Source organism: Streptomyces sp. NPDC051219 (genome assembly GCF_040682335.1).
Lineage (GTDB): Bacteria > Actinomycetota > Actinomycetes > Streptomycetales > Streptomycetaceae > Streptomyces.
This window is the reverse complement of record NZ_JBFBAS010000031.1, coordinates 56520-73385: the sequence shown is the minus strand read 5'-3', so window position 1 is coordinate 73385 and position 16866 is coordinate 56520. Positions and strand designations below refer to the sequence as shown.

General features: G+C 68.6%; 15 protein-coding genes and 1 tRNA gene. 5 read left to right on the top strand and 11 right to left on the bottom strand.

Annotation, left to right across the window (positions count from 1 at the left end; genetic code table 11):
• Positions 1 to 144: 144 nt before the first annotated feature.
• The gene (hppD, locus tag AB0M62_RS27675; RefSeq protein WP_366077020.1) at positions 145 to 1290 is read right to left on the bottom strand and encodes a 4-hydroxyphenylpyruvate dioxygenase; all 1146 of its coding nucleotides are present in this window, start codon (positions 1288 to 1290) and stop codon (positions 145 to 147) included.
• Between the two features lie 122 nt (positions 1291 to 1412).
• Between hppD and AB0M62_RS27670 the strand changes: the two genes are divergently transcribed.
• The 4 genes from AB0M62_RS27670 (at position 1413) to AB0M62_RS27655 (ending at position 4257) form a co-directional block, all read left to right on the top strand.
• On the top strand, positions 1413 to 1889 hold the full coding sequence (locus AB0M62_RS27670) for an Lrp/AsnC family transcriptional regulator (protein ID WP_366077019.1): 477 nt from the start codon (positions 1413 to 1415) through the stop codon (positions 1887 to 1889).
• A gap of 97 nt (positions 1890 to 1986) precedes the next feature.
• Positions 1987 to 2583: a helix-turn-helix domain-containing protein gene (locus AB0M62_RS27665; RefSeq protein WP_366077018.1), complete on the top strand. Its 597-nt coding sequence runs from the start codon at positions 1987 to 1989 to the stop codon at positions 2581 to 2583.
• Between the two features lie 103 nt (positions 2584 to 2686).
• The gene (locus AB0M62_RS27660; RefSeq protein ID WP_366077025.1) at positions 2687 to 2875 is read left to right on the top strand and encodes a hypothetical protein; all 189 of its coding nucleotides are present in this window, start codon (positions 2687 to 2689) and stop codon (positions 2873 to 2875) included.
• Positions 2872 to 4257 carry an MFS transporter gene (locus AB0M62_RS27655; RefSeq protein ID WP_366077017.1) on the top strand — a complete coding sequence of 462 codons (1386 nt, stop codon included), beginning with the start codon at positions 2872 to 2874 and terminating at the stop codon, positions 4255 to 4257. The genes AB0M62_RS27660 and AB0M62_RS27655 overlap by 4 nt, the downstream gene beginning before the upstream one ends.
• Here the strand turns inward: AB0M62_RS27655 and AB0M62_RS27650 are convergent.
• The 4 genes from AB0M62_RS27650 to AB0M62_RS27635 all read right to left on the bottom strand — a co-directional run bounded on the left by AB0M62_RS27650 (position 4187) and on the right by AB0M62_RS27635 (position 9533).
• Positions 4187 to 4975 carry a S16 family serine protease gene (locus AB0M62_RS27650; protein ID WP_366077016.1) on the bottom strand — a complete coding sequence of 263 codons (789 nt, stop codon included), beginning with the start codon at positions 4973 to 4975 and terminating at the stop codon, positions 4187 to 4189. The two genes, AB0M62_RS27655 and AB0M62_RS27650, sit on opposite strands and share 71 nt — an antisense overlap.
• 121 nt (positions 4976 to 5096) lie before the next feature.
• Positions 5097 to 5738 (bottom strand): helix-turn-helix domain-containing protein, encoded by a 642-nt coding sequence (locus AB0M62_RS27645; protein WP_366077015.1) that lies wholly within the window; start codon positions 5736 to 5738, stop codon positions 5097 to 5099.
• 350 nt (positions 5739 to 6088) lie between these two features.
• On the bottom strand, positions 6089 to 7873 hold the full coding sequence (locus AB0M62_RS27640; RefSeq protein WP_366077014.1) for a DEAD/DEAH box helicase: 1785 nt from the start codon (positions 7871 to 7873) through the stop codon (positions 6089 to 6091).
• 205 nt (positions 7874 to 8078) lie between these two features.
• A complete protein-coding gene (locus AB0M62_RS27635; protein WP_366077013.1) occupies positions 8079 to 9533 on the bottom strand; it encodes an MFS transporter in 1455 nt (484 codons plus the stop codon).
• 254 nt (positions 9534 to 9787) lie between these two features.
• On the opposite strand from AB0M62_RS27635, the gene AB0M62_RS27630 reads away from it, so the two are divergent.
• Positions 9788 to 9859, top strand: a tRNA-Cys gene (locus AB0M62_RS27630).
• A gap of 145 nt (positions 9860 to 10004) precedes the next feature.
• On the opposite strand, the gene AB0M62_RS27625 is transcribed toward AB0M62_RS27630, so the two are convergent.
• The 6 genes from AB0M62_RS27625 to AB0M62_RS27600 all read right to left on the bottom strand — a co-directional run bounded on the left by AB0M62_RS27625 (position 10005) and on the right by AB0M62_RS27600 (position 16754).
• Positions 10005 to 10565 carry a hypothetical protein gene (locus AB0M62_RS27625; protein ID WP_366077012.1) on the bottom strand — a complete coding sequence of 187 codons (561 nt, stop codon included), beginning with the start codon at positions 10563 to 10565 and terminating at the stop codon, positions 10005 to 10007.
• 38 nt (positions 10566 to 10603) lie between these two features.
• Positions 10604 to 12904, bottom strand: coding sequence for a hypothetical protein (locus AB0M62_RS27620; RefSeq protein WP_366077011.1), 2301 nt, complete (start codon positions 12902 to 12904; stop codon positions 10604 to 10606).
• A 15-nt stretch (positions 12905 to 12919) separates the two neighbouring features.
• Positions 12920 to 13345, bottom strand: coding sequence for a hypothetical protein (locus tag AB0M62_RS27615; protein WP_366077010.1), 426 nt, complete (start codon positions 13343 to 13345; stop codon positions 12920 to 12922).
• A gap of 346 nt (positions 13346 to 13691) precedes the next feature.
• On the bottom strand, positions 13692 to 15308 hold the full coding sequence (locus AB0M62_RS27610) for an MFS transporter (protein ID WP_366077009.1): 1617 nt from the start codon (positions 15306 to 15308) through the stop codon (positions 13692 to 13694).
• A 53-nt stretch (positions 15309 to 15361) separates the two neighbouring features.
• The gene (locus AB0M62_RS27605) at positions 15362 to 16084 is read right to left on the bottom strand and encodes a hypothetical protein (protein WP_366077008.1); all 723 of its coding nucleotides are present in this window, start codon (positions 16082 to 16084) and stop codon (positions 15362 to 15364) included.
• Between the two features lie 214 nt (positions 16085 to 16298).
• Positions 16299 to 16754, bottom strand: a complete 456-nt coding sequence (locus AB0M62_RS27600) for a hypothetical protein (RefSeq protein ID WP_366077007.1) — start codon at positions 16752 to 16754, stop codon at positions 16299 to 16301.
• Positions 16755 to 16866 lie beyond the last annotated feature (112 nt).

The window sequence follows — 16866 nt, the reverse complement described above, 5'->3', positions numbered from 1 at the left end:
CTTCGCCCGTCTTCGCCTCTCCCTTCTTTTTCTCGCGGGGGCCTTTTTTGTTTCGTTTCCCGTGTCCCGACGAGGCGGCCCCACGATCAAGTTCGTGGGGCCGCAGCCATGCCTGCCTCCGGGGCGATGCCCGGCAGGGGACGGTCAGAGGTTGCCGCGCTTCTCCTGCTCGCGCTCGATGGCCTCGAACAGGGCCTTGAAGTTGCCCTTGCCGAAGCCCATCGAGCCGTGTCGCTCGATCATCTCGAAGAACACGGTCGGACGGTCCTGGACCGGCTTGGTGAAGATCTGCAGCAGATAGCCGTCCTCGTCGCGGTCGACGAGGATCTTCAGCTCGCGCAGCGTCTCGACCGGCACCCTCGTCTCGCCGGCCCACTCGCCCAGCGTGTCGTAGTAGGAGTCGGGCGTGTCCAGGAACTGCACGCCGGCGGCGCGCATGGAGCGGACCGTCGCGACGATGTCGTTCGTGGCCAGCGCGATGTGCTGGACACCCGCGCCGCCGTAGAACTCCAGGTACTCGTCGATCTGCGACTTCTTCTTCGCGATCGCCGGCTCGTTGATCGGGAACTTCACCTTGAGCGTGCCGTCGGCGACGACCTTGGACATGAGCGCGGAGTACTCGGTGGCGATGTCGTCGCCCACGAACTCCTTCATGTTGGTGAAGCCCATGACGTTGTTGTAGAACGCCACCCACTCGTTCATCTTTCCGAGCTCGACGTTGCCCACGCAGTGGTCGATGGCCTGGAAGGTGCGCTTGGCGGGCGGCTCGACCATGGGGTCGACGGCGACGAAGCCGGGCAGGTACGGCCCGTCGTAGCCGGACCGGTCCACCAGCGTGTGCCGGGTCTTGCCGTACGTCGCGATGGCCGCAAGGACGACAACCCCGTGGTCGTCCTTGACCTCGTACGGCTCCTGAAGCCCCCGCGCACCGTGGGCGGTGGCGTACTCGTACGCGGCCCGCGCGTCCGGCACCTCGATGGCCAGGTCCACGACGCCGTCCCCGTGCTCCGCGACATGGTCGGCCAGGAACCGGCCGTGGTCGGTGGAGGCCTTGATGACGGAGGTGAACACGAAGCGGGCGGCACCGTTCGTCAGAACGTAACTGGCGGTCTCCCGGCTGCCGTTCTCCGGTCCGGAGTAGGCGACGAGCCTCATACCGAAGGCGGTCGAGTAGTAGTGCGCGGCCTGCTTGGCGTTGCCCACGGCGAAGACGACCGCGTCCATTCCCTTGACCGGGAAGGGGTCTGCCTTACGCGCGGTGCCCGGGGTGTGATCCATGGTCTCAGTCATGGCGGCAGACTCTCTCCGATCCGCAAGGTGCGCAATAGTTTGTTGTTCGCCTGGACAAGCTGCTCAATGGAGGAGCAGGATCGCCGGACTTTCTGTACAGGATGACCACCGGGAGACGAGCCATGAGGATCGACGAACTGGATGGCAGGCTCATCGTTCTGCTGGCCCGGGAGCCCCGGATCGGCGTACTGGAGGCATCCCGCCGCCTCGGTGTGGCCCGCGGCACCGTGCAGGCGCGTCTCGACCGGCTTCAGGCGCAGGGGGTGATCCGGGGTTTCGGCCCGCAGGTCGACCCCGCGGCCCTCGGCTACCCCGTCACCGCCTTCGCGACGCTGGAGATCAAGCAGGGGCAGGGCGCCGACGTTCGGGCCCATCTGGACACCGTCCCCGAGGTGCTGGAACTGCACACCACGACGGGCCACGGCGACATGTTGTGCCGGCTGGTGGCCCGGTCCAACGCCGATCTCCAACGGGTGATCGACCGCGTGGTGGGTTTTGACGGCATCGTGCGGGCGTCCACGGCGATCGTCATGGAGAATCCCGTGCCTCTGCGGATCATTCCGCTGGTGGAGCAGGCCGCGGAGGACCGGGGCGCCTGACCGGCGGGGTGCCGCGGCCGGCGCGCGCCGCCACTTCCAAAGAGTGCGTTGCAAAGAACTGCTTGCAAAGGACTCTTTGCATAGCTACGGTTGAGCCATGCCCGAGCCCGAGTCCAGCCCCGTGGAACGCACCGTCCGCAAGCTCGACCCCCACTCCCTCCGCGGCCTGGCCCACCCACTGCGTATGCGCCTGCTGGCCACGCTGCGCCAGAACGGCCCCGCCACCGCCTCCCAACTGGCCGACCGGCTCGGCGAGTCGAGCGGCGCAACCAGTTACCACCTGCGGCAGCTCGCCGCGCACGGCTTCGTCGAGGACGATCCGGCACTCGGCAAGGGCCGTGAGCGGTGGTGGAAGGCCGCCCACGACGGAACCGCCTTCGACGAGACCCTGTACAACGATGCCGACCCCGCCGTACGCGGCGCCGCGGACCTCTTTCTCCACGAGGTCGCGACCATCCATACTCAGGAGCTCAGCACCTGGCTCGGCACCGCGCACGACTGGCCGGATGCCTGGCGCCGGAGCTCGGACATGAGCGACTTCACGCTGCGCCTGACGCCCGGGCAGACCCGCGAGATGAACGAGCGGATGCACGAACTCGTCGAGAGTTACCGGGCGTTGGCCCCCGGTCCGGATGCGCAGGACGCCGCGCAGGTACGCATCCACCTGCACGCGTTCCCGCGGTCGACCGACTGAGCACTGAGCACTGGGCGCTGGGCGTCGGGCGCTCCGCACTGGGCACCTGCGCGCTGAGGGCTACGCACCGAGTACTGACGACCGAGAGAGGACGGACACTGTGCTGCACCCGGACACCCACCTGTACCTCCACGAGCTGCGCTGCGCCGAACTGCGGCGCGAGGCCGCGACCCACCGGAGGCCTGCCCGGCCCGCCCTCCGTGCCCGGCTGGGCTGGACCCTGGTCGAGCTGGGCCTGCGTCTCGTACAGATGTCACCTCGGCAGATGCCACCCCGCCCGGTCCGGATATGACGGCCCAGGGGGGATCTCGGAGCACTGCGGAGATACGCGACCGCCGGCCGCTGGCCATCGTCCTCGCCGCCAACGCCGTCTCGATCACCGGCAATTCACTCACTCTGATCGGCGTCCCGTGGTTCGCGCTCCAGACCACCGGCAGCCCCGGCAAGGCGGGGCTGGTCGCCTTCTGCGCAACCTTGCCGGTGGTCGTCTCCGCGATCTTCGGTGGCCCCGTCGTCGACCGCGTCGGCCGCCGCCGGATCAGCGTCGCCTCCGACCTGGTCTGCGCGCTCGCGATCGGCTCGGTTCCGCTGCTGCACTATGCCGGGGCGCTCGAGTTCTGGATGCTCTGTGCCCTGATGGCCGTCGCCGGCCTGTTCCACGCGCCCGGCGAGACCGCCCGCTACGTCCTCGTCCCGGACCTCGCGGGGCAGGCGGGCACCACCCTGGCCCGAGCCGCGAGCCTCTTCGACGCGGTCTCGCGAGGCGCCCGGATGGCGGGGGCCGCGCTGGCCGGCGTACTGATCGCGGTGATGGGAGCGGAGGCGGTACTGCTGCTGGACGCCGTGACGTTCGGGCTCTCCGCGCTGCTGATCGCAGGCGGTGTACGGGGAGTGCGTGCCGCCGAGCCGCTGCGCAACGCGGCACCTGTTTCCCTCAGCACGTACCGCAACGAGCTGCGGGAGGGGTACGTCTTTCTGCTGCGCTCCCGGCTGCTGCTGGCCATCGTCGTGATGGTGATGATCACCAACGGCCTGGACCAGGGGTGGAGCTCGGTACTGCTGCCCGTCCACGCGAAGGACAACCTCGGTGGGGCGCCCGATATCGGCCTGCTGGTGGCGGTGTTCGGTGGCTGTGCGCTGCTCGGTGCGCTGCTCTACGGCGCGGTCGGGCACCGTTTCCCCCGGCGCGCGCTGTTCACCGTCGCGTTCCTGGTCTGCGGACTGCCGCGGTTCGTCGTCGCGGCGCTGGTGGACGGCACGGTGCCGCTGGCCGTGACGATGGCAGCGGGCGGGCTGGCCGCCGGGATGCTCAACCCGATCCTCACCACGGTCGTGTACGAACGCGTGCCGGACGAACTGCGCAGCAGGTACGCGGGCGTGTCCACGGCCGGGGTACTGCTGACCACGCCCCTGGGCGGGCTGGCGGCCGGCTTCCTCATCGAGGAGGCGGGCCTGGCCACGGCACTGCTCGCGCTGGGCGGGCTGTACTTCCTGGCCACGCTCGGCCCGGCGGTGTTCCCGTCCTGGCGGCAGATGGACCGCACGCCGGACGGCCGCACGCCGAACGGTCCAACCCCGGACGGCCGCACGCCGGACGCGGACCTCAGCAGCTCGGGACCGAGCCGCCCGTCCGGAGCGCCCGCAGAGCCGACACCGAGCCCTCAAGGGTGGTGACGGGGATCAGCCGGAGGCCGGTGGGCAACTCCGCCCTGGCGTCCGCGCATTCGGCCTTCGGCACCAGGAACACGGTGGCGCCGTCGCGCTTCGCGGCCTGCGTCTTGAGTGCCACGCCACCGACCGCGCCGACCTTGCCGTCGACGGCGATGGTCCCCGTACCGGCGATGTTCTTGCCGCCGGTGAGATCGGCGCCGGAGCCGTCGCCGACGAGCTTGCCGATGATGCCGAGCGAGAACAGCAGGCCCGCGCTCGGTCCGCCGACGTCCGCCAGCTCGAGGGTCACCTTCACCTCGTCCGGGTCCTTGCCGAGATAGCGGAGGGCGGCGGCGGTCGCGACGCTCTGCGACTTCTCCATCTGCTCGATGTTGTGCTTCTCGATCTCCGCGTCGCTGCCGCCGGTCGGATAGACGGCCTCGCGCGGCATCACTGCCCGGTCGGTCCTGAACCAGCTGTCGACCACGTCTCCGAGATCCACTTCCGCGGACGGACCGGTCGCCACGATCGTGGTCATCCGCAGCTGCCCGACCGTCTTTCGGACGGGTGCCCCGCTGATGGTGATGACCGGCTTGCCGTCCTGCTCGCCGAGTACGTTCGCGGTCAGGCCGGGCTGCGCCAGCGAGAAGGGCAGCGGGGCGAAGGCCGCGATCGCGAACAGCGCGAGCACAGGGGCGGCGCTGACGGCAAGGGCGCGGGGGCGGGAGAGACGTGTGAGCACCCGGCCAATGTATCGGCCGGGCGTGCCGCGCCTCCCCGCCCCCACGCACGGTGCGGACACACAGTGCCGGACACACGGTGCCTGCCGTAGGCACCGCGCCTCCCCGCCCCCACGCGTTCGGCTAGCGGAGGGCGTCCGTGACCTCGCGGGCGGCGTCCACCACCCGCGGACCGACTCGTTCCGGGACGGAGTCGGCGAGCATCACCACGCCGACGCTTCCCTCCAGACCCGTGATCCCCAACAGCGGGGCGGCTGCGCCGCTGGCGCCGGCCTCCAGTTCGCCGTGGGTGAGGGTGTAGCCGGGATCGGTCAGTCCGCCCTGGCGTGCGGCGAGGATGGCCCGGCCCGCGGCACCGCGGTCCAGCGGGTGGCGGAAGCCGGCCCGGTAGGCGACGTGGTAGTCGGTCCAGGTCGGCTCGACCACGGCGACCGCGAGGGCCTCCGTACCGTCCACGAGCGTCAGGTGTGCGGTGGCGCCTATGTCCTCGGCGAGCGAGCGCAGCGCGGGCAGTGCGGCCTCCCGTACCAACGGATGGACCTGCCGGCCCAGGCGAAGTACGCCGAGGCCGACGCGGGCGCGGCCGCCCAGGTCCCGGCGGACGAGGGCGTGCTGCTCCAGAGTGGCGAGCAGCCGGTAGACGACCGTGCGGTTGACACCGAGTTTGTTGGACAACTCGGTGACGGTCAGGCCGTGGTCGGTGTCGGCTAGCAGTTTGAGGACACGCAGTCCCCTGTCGAGCGTCTGGGAGGTCTCCGCGGTCACGACGCCCTCTCCCTCTTTGGTGAGTGCGGCGGGATCTCTCACGGGATGCGGCACCGGTCCCATCGGCGACGCGCGGAGAGGCCGCCAGCAAGGCCATGGCACCGGCTGCGCTCCGCGGCGGCGCTGCCACGGGGCGTTTACGTTGCGGGGACAGTAGCGACCCCGGTCCGCTGAGCGGAAGCCCTCGTCCAGAATCCGGGCGTGGCAGGGGGATTTGTTTAGATTTACCGGCAAAGTTCAGAGCTCTGGTGACTGCAAAACTGCGGGGCCCGTACGTTCCTCCGTACGAGCCCCGAATGCCTGTCCATGACCCATCGCCCGTGCGGACGCGTCAGTCCACGCCTGCGCCGTCACTTCATACGGGTGGCCCACTCCTGGACCTTCTTGATCCGCTCCCGGATCTGGCCCGCGGTGGCCTCCGCGCTCGGCGGCCCGCCGCATACCCGGCGCAGCTCGGTGTGGATCACTCCGTGCGGCTTGCCGCTCTGGTGGACGTACGCGCCGACCATCGTGTTCAACTGCTTGCGCAGTTCAAGCAGTTCCTTGTGGGAGACCACCGGCCTGCGCTCGGCGGGCAGTTCCAGGAGGTCAGCCTCGGCGTCCGGCTTGCGGCGGCTGTGCGCGATCTGCCGGGCCTGCCGCTTCTGGAGCAGCATCTGCACCTGGTCCGGCTCCAGCAGACCCGGAATCCCCAGGTAGTCCTGTTCCTCCTCGCTGCCCGGATGCGCCTGCATGCCGAACTCGGCGCCGTCGTACAGCACCCGGTCGAAGACGGCGTCGGACTCCAGCGCCTCGAAGGGCAGCATGTCCTGCTCGCCGGTGTCCTCGTCCTGCGCCTGGTTCGCCTCGTCCATCTCCCGCTCGGACTCGGCGTACGGGTCCTCCTCGCCGTCCTTCTTCGGCCTGTCGAGGACGTGGTCGCGCTCGACCTCCATCTCGTTGGCGAAACCGAGCAGCATCGGGATGGTGGGAAGGAAGACCGAGGCCGTCTCGCCGCGCCGCCTCGACCGTACGAAACGACCCACCGCCTGCGCGAAGAACAGCGGGGTGGAGATCGTCGTCGCGTACACGCCGACCGCGAGGCGCGGCACGTCGACGCCTTCCGAGACCATCCGGACGGCGACCATCCAGCGGTCGTCGGAGGCCGCGAAGTCGTCGATGCGCTTGGATGCCCCGGTGTCGTCCGACAGCACCACCGTCGCCTTGGTGCCGGTGATCTCCCGGATCAGTTTCGCGTAGGCGCGCGCCGAGTCCTGGTCGGTCGCGATGACCAGCCCGCCCGCGTCCGGGATGCCCTTCCTGACCTCGGTCAGCCGCTGGTCGGCGGCCTTGAGGACGTTCGGCATCCAGTCGCCGCGCGCGTCCAGCGCGGTGCGCCAGGCCTGCGAGATGGCGTCCTTGGTCATCGGCTCGCCGAGGCGTGCGGCGATCTCGTCACCGGCCTTGGTGCGCCAGCGCATGTTCCCGCTGTAGGAGAGGAAGATGACGGGCCGCACCACGCCGTCGGCGAGGGCGTTGCCGTATCCGTACGTGTAGTCGGCGGACGACCGGCGGATCCCGTCATTGCCCTCTTCATAGGCGACAAAGGGAATGGGGTTGGTGTCCGACCGGAAGGGCGTACCGGTGAGCGCCAGCCGGCGGGTCGCCGGGTCGAACGCCTCCAGGCAGGCCTCGCCCCACGACTTCGAGTCACCGGCGTGGTGGATCTCGTCCAGGATCACCAGGGTCTTGCGCTGCTCACACCGGTTGCGATGCAGCATCGGCCGTACCCCGACACCGGCGTATGTGACCGCGACCCCGTGGTACTCCTTGCTCAACGGGCCCGCGGAGTAGTCCGGGTCGAGCTTGATCCCTATCCGAGCGGCCGCCTCCGCCCACTGCTTCTTCAGGTGTTCGGTGGGCGCGACGACCGTCACCTGCTGCACGACATGGTGGTGCAGCAGCCAGGACGCCAGGGTCAGCGCGAACGTGGTTTTGCCGGCGCCGGGCGTCGCGACCGCGAGGAAGTCGCGCGGCTGCTCCTGGATGTAGCGGTCCATGGCGGCCTGCTGCCAGGCGCGCAGCTTGCCGGCCGTACCCCAGGGGGCACGGCCGGGGAAGGCGGGTGAGAGGTGGTGGGAGGCGGTAGTAGTCACGGTCTCCGGTTCGGGGCTCTCGGATGTACGGGCTTGCGCATGCACGTGCTGACGTACGACAACCGGGCCACCCTACCGGTGGCCCGGTTGCGATCCGGCAGGAACGAGCCGCGTCGCCCGAGGTGCGACTGGGGTCACACGCTTGCCGTCCCCCAGCTCGCGAACCGTGGAAGCGCCTCCGCGATCTCCGACATGTCCAGCTCGCCTATGGCCCGACCCGCAACCGGGTCGCCACCCAAACCCCCGCCAGCGCCACCGCCGCCATGGGGAGGAACACTGCGGCGAAGGCCATCGGATGGGAGCCCGCCGTACCCGCCGCGCCGTGCGCGTCCACGGCGCCACCGCCCAGCGCTGCGAACGCCGCTCCGCCCGCCGCCAGCAGCAGGACGTTCGACAGGCCGTCCGAGATCTGCAGCGCGGCCGAGTTGACGCCCGCCTCGCCCGGGGCTGACAGCTCGAGCATGAGCACGCTGCTGGAGGCGATGACCGTCCCCATCCCGAAACAGCCGACACCCCAGGCGACGCCGACCACCCAGACCGGAACCGAGGGGATCAGGACGCTGGGCGCAGCCGCGATGGCTGCCGCGACCAGGACCATGCCCGCGGACATCAGCCGCTCGCGGTACGGCTCGACGCGGGGGCGCGACTGAACGTACGAACCGAATGCCCAGGTCGCACCGCCGACCGCCAGGGACAGGCCGGCGAGGGTCGGGGACAGACCCCTCTGTGTGACCAGCATCAGCGGGACAAAACTCTCGGCCGCGATGAACGACCCGGCCGCGATGCCGCGCAGCAGCACGACGGACGGCAGTCCGCGCGCCGCGCGGTACGTACCGGGCGGCAGCAGGCCGTCCTTGCCCACGACCGCGGGCACGAGCAGGGCGGCGCCCGCGATCCCGGGCGCGAGGGAGAGCCACCGCAGGTCCTGGGCGGCGTACTGCAGCAGGCCCGCACCCAGGGAGATGCCGAGCGCGAGACGGATCCTTCGCCGGTCGACGGGCGGTGCGGGCACCGAGGGGTCGGCGGGGCCGGAGGCGATACGCCGGATCGCGGGCAGCGCGAGCGCCAGCGGCAGGACGACCAGGACCGGGATGCCGATGAAGACCCAGCGCCAGCCGAGCTGCTCCGTGATCGTGCCGGACGCGAGAGGCCCGACCACGGAGGGGATCACCCAGCTCGCGGCGAAGGCGGCCATGATCGCGGGCCGTAGCCGCTCGGGGTAGGCGCGGCTGACGACGACGTACAGCGCGACGATGACAAGCCCGCCGCCGAGCCCCTGGACCGCCCGGCCGAGTACGAACAACCACATGGTCCCGGCCGTGCCGGACAGCAGCAGCCCGGCGGCGAAGCCGCTGATGCCGGCGGTCAGCGGGCCGAGGGGGCCGCGCCGGTCGGCCCACTGCCCGGCAAGGACCATGCCGAAGAGGCTGGTGGTGAAATACCCGGAGAAGGCGAAGGCGTACAGCGAGATGCCGCGCAGCTCCCGGGCGGCGACCGGCATGGCGGTGCCCACGGCGGTCGCCTCGAAGGCGATCAGCAGGACGACGGAGATGATCCCGATGCTGAGAGCACGATGGGAGACGGCGAGGATGCCGCCCTGCGGCGGGACTGCTGTCGGGTCGGGCGCGACCTCGGTGTGGCGGGGTTCCAGGGCGCTCATTCGCCCAGGGTAAGGCGCGTGAATCCGGTTGGCCCCTGTCGCGAGGCGGGCTTCGGGCTGCTCCATTGGTCGTACGACCTGCTCCTCCCCCGTCCGGCGGGGGAGGGGCGGGGGGCGGGCGGGCTCGGCGCTGGGCTCGGGGCAGCGTGGGGCCGGGCCGGTCGTGAACGGCGTGTGGCAGTCGTATTGCGGGCCGCGCCGATGCCTTGAGTGCCGTCCGGGCCACCCCTACGGTCGACGTATTCGAGACACACGGCCGTGTGCCCGAGTGGTTGAGGGACTCGCCTGCAAAGCGGGTTACGCCGGTTCGATTCCGGTCACGGCCTCCGGCAGCCAATGGCGCTGAGCTGCCTAAGACAAGGGGCGGTCCCCATAGGGACCGCCCTTTGTGATCTTTCGTCTCAGTTCCAGTCTCAGTTGGTCGGCACAAGGGAGGCTCGCCATCGGCAGGGTCAGATGCTTGACCTGACCTTACGAGCAGTCCAACTCGCGCTGGGCGAACCCCACAAACTTCCGCATGAGCGACGGCAGCGTACTGCGGACCTTCTCCTCGTCCGGCGAGCCGACCGTACTCAGGGACAGCTCGACGACGCTTCCGGACGCGGCCGACGAGCCGGCCCCTTCACAGACGAAGTAGGCAGCGGCTCCGTTGCTCCAGACGATGCCCTTCTTCCCCACGTCGACCGGGTCGGGCTTCGCCTTCTCATAGGAGCTCCAGTCGACCTCGTCCTCGGTGCCCTGGCGCCGTGCGGTTGCCTGAAACTTCGTGTTCCCGTCGATGTAGAGCGTGCAGGTCGCGGTGTCCTTGCCGTCGGCCAGGTCGAACACGGCTGCTCCCCGTACGTCGGCCTCTTCTCCGCCCGGCAGCAGCGGAGCCACTTCACTGCCGGCGAACGCACCCCAGCAAAGCCGCTGAGGCAGTTCCGGAACAGCCTCGTCCGAATCGCCGACGGCCGAACATCCGGACAGGGCGAGGCCCGCAATCGTTGTGACCGCGGTTGCGGCGGTGAACACCTTGAGCCGGTGCAGCACGGGATTCTCGCTCCGTCGGTCGCTCTCTACGGGCACCGCTAGTTACCCTTCGAACTTGAACTGGCCACCAAGTCACGGCCGATCGAGTGGGCCGACGCTGTCTCTGTGGAGGCCGACCCTTTGAATTCCCTGATCTGTTCGGGAGTGAGTCCGGTTCCCCTGGCTCCGGAGACGACGGCGTTCTCCGCAGAGACCTTCGCGTTCTCCTCAGCCCTCGTATAACCGGCCGCGGACTCCCGACGAGCCTCGTCCGTGGTGTCCTGTTCCGCTCCCTTGACCACCGACTCGGTGATGTCTTCCTGCAGCCACTCCACCACGTCGCCGCCCACCGGAATCATTTCAACGTACTTGGCACCCACTGCGGAGAGGATGCGGTTGGTCCACTTCGCGTTCTCGGCCACACCTTCGTTGAACTCCTTGTCGTCGTGCGCGTGCGTGTCATGGACTGCCTGCGCCCTCGCCTCGGTCATGATGCCCGCGATCTCGCCTCCAGGGTGAACGGCATTACGCACGGCCTCACCCATGTCTCCGTGCTGCGAGGGGTGCTGGAACACATCGTGGACGAGGGCCGTGGTGTATGCCTGCTGTGCGTTCGTTATCGCACCGTAAGCACCGGGATCCTGGGCCACAGCCCCAAGGAACCCCGCCATTTCCGCCTTGTCGAAGTCCGCCATGACACCGAACGGCTTGATCTGGTCCGCACCGTTCTCGGCCGCCGCCTGAATGTCGGGCATGTACTCGGCCGCCATGTTTCCGAAGTGGCCCGAAAGCCCACTCAGTGGGCCAGGGGGATCTCCTGGCTTGGCCGCTACCAGCGTCGGGTCGTCACCGATCTTCGCGACCACCCGCTCCATCACGTTCGCCATATCCGCCGTGTGCTTCACGGGCTTGGCGTCATCGTCGCCTGGTACGCGCTGGGTGACGGCCGCCTCCAAGGCGTTGCCCATGGCGGTCTGTGCCGGTTGGGCTTGGGCGCCTTCGCCCGTCCTGGTGTCGAACCAGTCGGCCATCGGCTTCTTGTCGAGCATGTAATCGACCATGCCCTGCGCTTTGCCGTGCTGGCCGCCGACCACCTTGTCGTCCTTGGTGACAATGCCGTCGCCGTTGCTGTCCTCACGGACCGGCTCGTTGAAGAATGCCGTCGAGGCTTCGGGGTTGTTGCTCATGGCCTCCATCAGGCCGGTGAGCGGGTAGAAACCCTTGCCGCCATCCTTGTCCTGGTTGAAGGCCATCGTCTGGTTGTACGGGAGGCCCTCTTCCCAGACCTGCGGATTCTTGCGGTCCATGGCGACCATGTCCCGGCCGACGGAGGTGAGGAACTCCGTGTCGTACTTGCCGTCCCTGAGCAGGGACCCCAGGGCCTGGTAGCCGTACACCTTCGCGTTGAGACCCGCGAAGCCCGACACGTCGATCTGCTTGCGGCCGGCCTTCATCAGGTCGTTCGTCCAGCCGGCGTCCAGATGTCCCTTCGTGTCCTTGCTGGTGGCGATGCCGAGCATGGAGCCCATGTCGTTCTGGATGTTGTGCACCATGTTGGCGCGGTCCTGTCCGGCCGGACCGAGGCCGGTCGAGTCCAGCGACATCTTGGTATACGCCTCGAGCGACCCCTCCGCGCCCAGCTTCCGGTAGAAAGCGGTGGCGAACTCGGGGTCGGTCCTGTTGTCGTCCATGAGCTCCTCGAGCTCCTTCAGGGCCTCCACATTGCGCGCGGTACCGCCCTCGCCGGTGACCTTCTTCACCAGCCCGGCCGCCCGGTCGACCTGCTCATCGTCCAGGCTGTTGTACTTGGGTCCGCTGAAGTTGTGGTCGTCCGTGACGTTGGCCTTGAGGGCACGGGCAAGGGAGTCGTCCGCGTCGCTGCAGTCCTCGACTATGCGGTCGACCCTGCGCTGCATCGCGGCGATGTCGTTTTTCTGCTTCTGAAGGGCCTGCGGGTAGTCCGGATCGTGGCGTGCTGCCACGTCCTTCTCCAACGGGTATCCGGCCGAGACCTTGCCGTGGCTGTCGATCTTGAGCCCCTGAGCAGGCGCCTCTTCGTCCACCAGCTTCTTCAGATCGTCCTTCGCCTGCTTGAAGGCCGTGTGCCCGTCCACCAGGATCAGCTGGATGCCCTTGGCTTCTTTGGCGGCGTCGTCGAACTCTTTCGCTGTCTTCTGGATGAACGGCTTGGTGACCTCGGCGTTCACCCCGCGCCAGTCGGCCTTGTTGGACTTCGCCTGCATACCGGTGCGGGCGTCGTCAGCGAGTTTCTCCAGCTTCGTGACCATCTCGGACCAGTCATCAGCCGCGGTCTTCAGCTTGTCGACCGGAGCGTTGTACACGTCATCGAACGTCAGCATCTACGTTTCCCCGCCCTACTTGAAATGCTCATCGATCTTGGAAGCGGACATCGCGGCGACGATGTCGTCCTCTTCCTTGGTGTGTGAAGCCTTCGAGTAGTCGAGGTGGTTCGAGATATTGGCGCATGCGTCCAGTAGCGTGCGCAGCTGTGTGTTCCACCTGTCGTGCACCTTCAGCAGCGCCGAGCCGCTCTGGAAGTTCGTGTTCGTCAGCGCGATCGACGCATCGAAGGTAGTCGGACGGGCATGGTCACCGTCACGCGTCAGTCGCTGATAGAGCTGATACGCCTCACTACCGATCGCCCCCAGGTCGTCCTGGTTCACGCTCAGGTCCGGGTTACCACCGCTGCCGCTGGGCCCGTCCTCCACGCGATTCAGGCGCATGCTGGTATTCGCCGTCGCGCTGGTTCGGGCTGACGACCACTCTTCGTCGAACGACACTGCTCCCCCGCTGCTGAATACTCGGTCCCCGCCATGACGGCGTGGACGGGTGACGCGAGTCGCGGGACCCAATGATCCGAGCATGTGCCGCGTCGGGCCCGCGATAGTACTGGACTCCACGCTAAGGAACGGAAGCGCGCACTCGCGATTCCGTGATCAAAACCTTGCCGTTCCTCCACATCCTCGGGATCCTCGCGTATCTCCGCGGACCGTGCTTACCTCCCTGCGCGACGCTCGCGGGGCACGGTGGACCACTGCCGGAGCGGGAGGGTAGGAGGGAGCCGCGGCGGCCGGTACATCGTTCAGCGGCGGAAGCGAGCTGCCGTCCGAGTATCCGGCGACGCCGCTAAGGCTCCGTCGAACGGGGCTGGCTCGCCGGGATCCGATGGGTGAAGAACATCGCGAGGAGAGCGGTGAGGGCGAGGATGGCGAGTGCGGCTCGCAGACCGTCGAGCCTCGCCGCGGTGTTCGCCTCGATCGCGGCAGCGGCCACGTCCGGGCTCGTACCCGCCTTGCCGAGAGCGGCTTTGAGCTGTGCGTCCGACAGAAAGGGCACGCCGCTGCTGAGTTCGGTGCTCGCCTGGCTCTTGACCTCGGCCGGGATCGCGGGATTCTGCTCGATGCTGGTCAAGAAGGAAGTTGTCAGCGCGGCGATCAGGATCGACCCGGCGAGTGCCGTACCGATCGAGGCGCCGAGATTGGTGACGGCGTTCTGGATGCCGCCGACCTCCGCGCTCTGCTTGTCCGGAACCGCGGATACGGTGACCGCTCCCAGCTGGGACGCCAGCGCCCCCATCCCGAGCCCGATCAGCAGAAGGGGAACGGTGACGACCTCCGCACCCGCGTCTGCGTCGAGCGCGGCCAGCAGAACCACCGCCCCCGCGAACAACGAGAGGACGCCGAGCCGCACCACCCGCCGCGGCGAGACGTCCGGCAGAAGCCGCGGGATCAGGATCGCGGCAGCCAGCAGCGTCAGCGAGAGCGGCAGAATGCGTGCGCCCGTCTGGAGCGCGGACAGGCCGAGCGCGACCGACAGGTAGAGCGGCACGACGAAGAACACGCCCATCTGCACGAGGTACTGGAAGAAGAACATCACCAGGCCGCCGGTGAGCTGCTGGTTCCGCAGCAGGGCCGGGTCCACGAGTGGCTCTCTGCCCTGCTCCACAAGGCGCGCCTCCCAGCGGAGGAAGAGCCAGATCAGTAGCAGACCTGCCAGCATCAGCCACACGACCATCGAGATCCCGAGCCAGGCGGGCGCGTCGGGCTTCGGCTGGAACCAGCCCCACTCCCCCGAGCGGAGTACGCCGAAGACGAAGATCCCGAGCCCGAGGGCGGAGAGCACGACACCGACGAGATCGATGCGCGGGCGCTTGTCGGTAGGCGCGTCGGCCATGCGGCGGGCGAGCACCAGGATCGCGAGCACGATCCCGACCTCACCGGCGAAGACCCAGCGCCAGGAGAAGTACGTCGTCGCGATACCCCCGATGAGCGGCCCGACCGCGATCGCCACGGCCCCTGCGGCCGCGACGAGTCCGTAGGCGGCGGGGCGGCGTTCCGCGGCGAAGTTGCCGGCGACGAGCGCCACGATCGCGGGCAGGATAAGTGCCGCCCCGATCCCTTCGAGGAAGGACCAGCCGAACAGGAGCACGGGCAGGTTCGGCGCGAGCGCTGTCGTCAGGGATCCACAGCCGTAGATGCCACAGCCGATCATGAACGCACGCTTGCGGCCGATGACCACGCCGACCTTGCCGCCGGGGACCATGAACATCGCCATGACGAGCGTGTAAGCCGTGATCGCGCCCTGAATCCCGGTCACGGTCGTACCCACGTCGTCAGCCACCGTCGCGATCGAGACGTTCATGACGGAGCTGTCGAGCGCCATCAGGAACTGCCCCGCCGCGAGGGTCAGCAGGATGAGTCCCGCCGTTGCCGAGCTCTTACCAGTGCCAGCCCTGGGTGCCATGGGCGCATCGTCCCAGCGCCTCCGAGGGGCGGATCACCGACCCGCCCCTGGGGTCAGCCGGTTGGCGGCGGGTGGCCGCCCCTATCCAGAGAAGGAAGCGTCGCGCCCGACAACTGCAGGATCAAGGCGGCCTGGAGCCGGGCCTTGAGGAGCGGATCCGTGACGCTTTCCAGCAGGGTGATGGCCTGCCAGGTGTTGCGTTCCGTCTTCATGTCGTCCCGCAGACGGTGCGTCTGCACTTCCATGTGATTCAGCGCCTGGCGGGCTTGCCGCTGGAAGAGAACGGCGATGATGTTGGTCACCACTCCGGCCACGCTGGCCGTCATCGAGGCGTAGAGGTCTCCGGTGGTCTCCGCCCGCCAGATCGCGAGCCCGATCCCCACCAGCAGGACCAGGCCGCCGATGGTCGAGCAGGTCAGGCTGACCATGAAGCTGCGCTTGGCCTGGGTGAGCCCGTGCGCGTAGTAGTCGATGAGCAGGAGGGCAAAGCGTTTGTCCCGCTGGGCGGAGGCGGTTGTTGACCAGGCGCCGGGTTCACCACCGGCGCGGCCTGGCGGCACCGGCCCGTCGCTGCCGACACCTCCGGGCGGCGGGGTCTCGCCGGTGGGCGATGCGGAGCCGGGCGAATAGATCTGGCCGAGCAGGCGGTCGCGCTCGCGCGTGACGTCCTTGGTGTACCGCGCCTGCCCCCGCATCACGCCGATGGCTCCACCGATGGCCGAGAGCCCTGCCGCGATGGCGACGATGGCGGTGGCGAAGTCGGACTGGATGGCCATGGGCCCTGATAGTGCCCGGAGCCGGCCGCCCGCGGTCGCGATCTCCACAAAAGCCTTAGGCAAACGATCATTTCAAGTCATGGTGGGCCCCGTGCCCATGCATGACCAGTGCCGGCGTAGGCCCGACGAGCCGGTCCGGGCCGCCGACGGGTCAACGTCAACCGATACACCGAGGGGCAAGCCGGTCGGTGCCACTCCAGGTCCGGCCGACCCTTCAGGCGACGGGCTTGAGCGTCGCCTTTTCGGCAAGACTTCCGTTGTCCTTGCAGCCCAGCTCCTTCGCAAGCGCCAGCGCCGCGGAGTGCAGCGCGACCAGACTTGCCTCACGCAGGGCGACGGAACCCTCCTCGGGCACGTTGCGGTTGAACATCTCGCCCCGAATAAGTGCAGGCTTCTTATCTGAACCATCCATCCTTGGACTCACACACTCGAAGTGCAGATAAGAGCGTCTTGCGCCGGCAAGCGCCTTTCGGCCCATGGCATACGGATGCAGGGTGGGAGCGTGGTCATCACTGTCGATGAACTTGCCGTCGTCCAAGCCCACGCGGATTCGCGCGTCACTCAAGCCGTCTTCGCCCTTGTATACCGAGCAGAGATCCAGTTCGTCCGGCGCGGCGCTTCCATTCCAACCTGCGTAGTCGCTTGCCAGCTTCTCAGCGGCCGCCGCCACCCCGGTTCCACCGCTCCGAGTCGAGAACGTCCGAGCACCCGTTGCGACCCTCAGCGCCTTCGCCCCCTCCGCAGAGAACACGCCGCCGCCGCACAGCTCTCCGGCTGAGACT

What these genes read in the sequence shown, in the direction of transcription:
- AB0M62_RS27635 (WP_366077013.1), bottom strand. Translation starts at nt 9,533, where the DNA reads ATGAGCGCCCTGGAACCCCGCCACACCGAGGTCGCGCCCGACCCGACA.
- AB0M62_RS27655 (WP_366077017.1), top strand. Translation starts at nt 2,872, where the DNA reads ATGACGGCCCAGGGGGGATCTCGGAGCACTGCGGAGATACGCGACCGC.
- AB0M62_RS27620 (WP_366077011.1), bottom strand. Translation starts at nt 12,904, where the DNA reads ATGCTGACGTTCGATGACGTGTACAACGCTCCGGTCGACAAGCTGAAG.
- AB0M62_RS27670 (WP_366077019.1), top strand. Translation starts at nt 1,413, where the DNA reads ATGAGGATCGACGAACTGGATGGCAGGCTCATCGTTCTGCTGGCCCGG.
- AB0M62_RS27605 (WP_366077008.1), bottom strand. Translation starts at nt 16,084, where the DNA reads ATGGCCATCCAGTCCGACTTCGCCACCGCCATCGTCGCCATCGCGGCA.
- AB0M62_RS27665 (WP_366077018.1), top strand. Translation starts at nt 1,987, where the DNA reads ATGCCCGAGCCCGAGTCCAGCCCCGTGGAACGCACCGTCCGCAAGCTC.
- AB0M62_RS27610 (WP_366077009.1), bottom strand. Translation starts at nt 15,308, where the DNA reads ATGGCACCCAGGGCTGGCACTGGTAAGAGCTCGGCAACGGCGGGACTC.
- hppD (WP_366077020.1), bottom strand. Translation starts at nt 1,290, where the DNA reads ATGACTGAGACCATGGATCACACCCCGGGCACCGCGCGTAAGGCAGAC.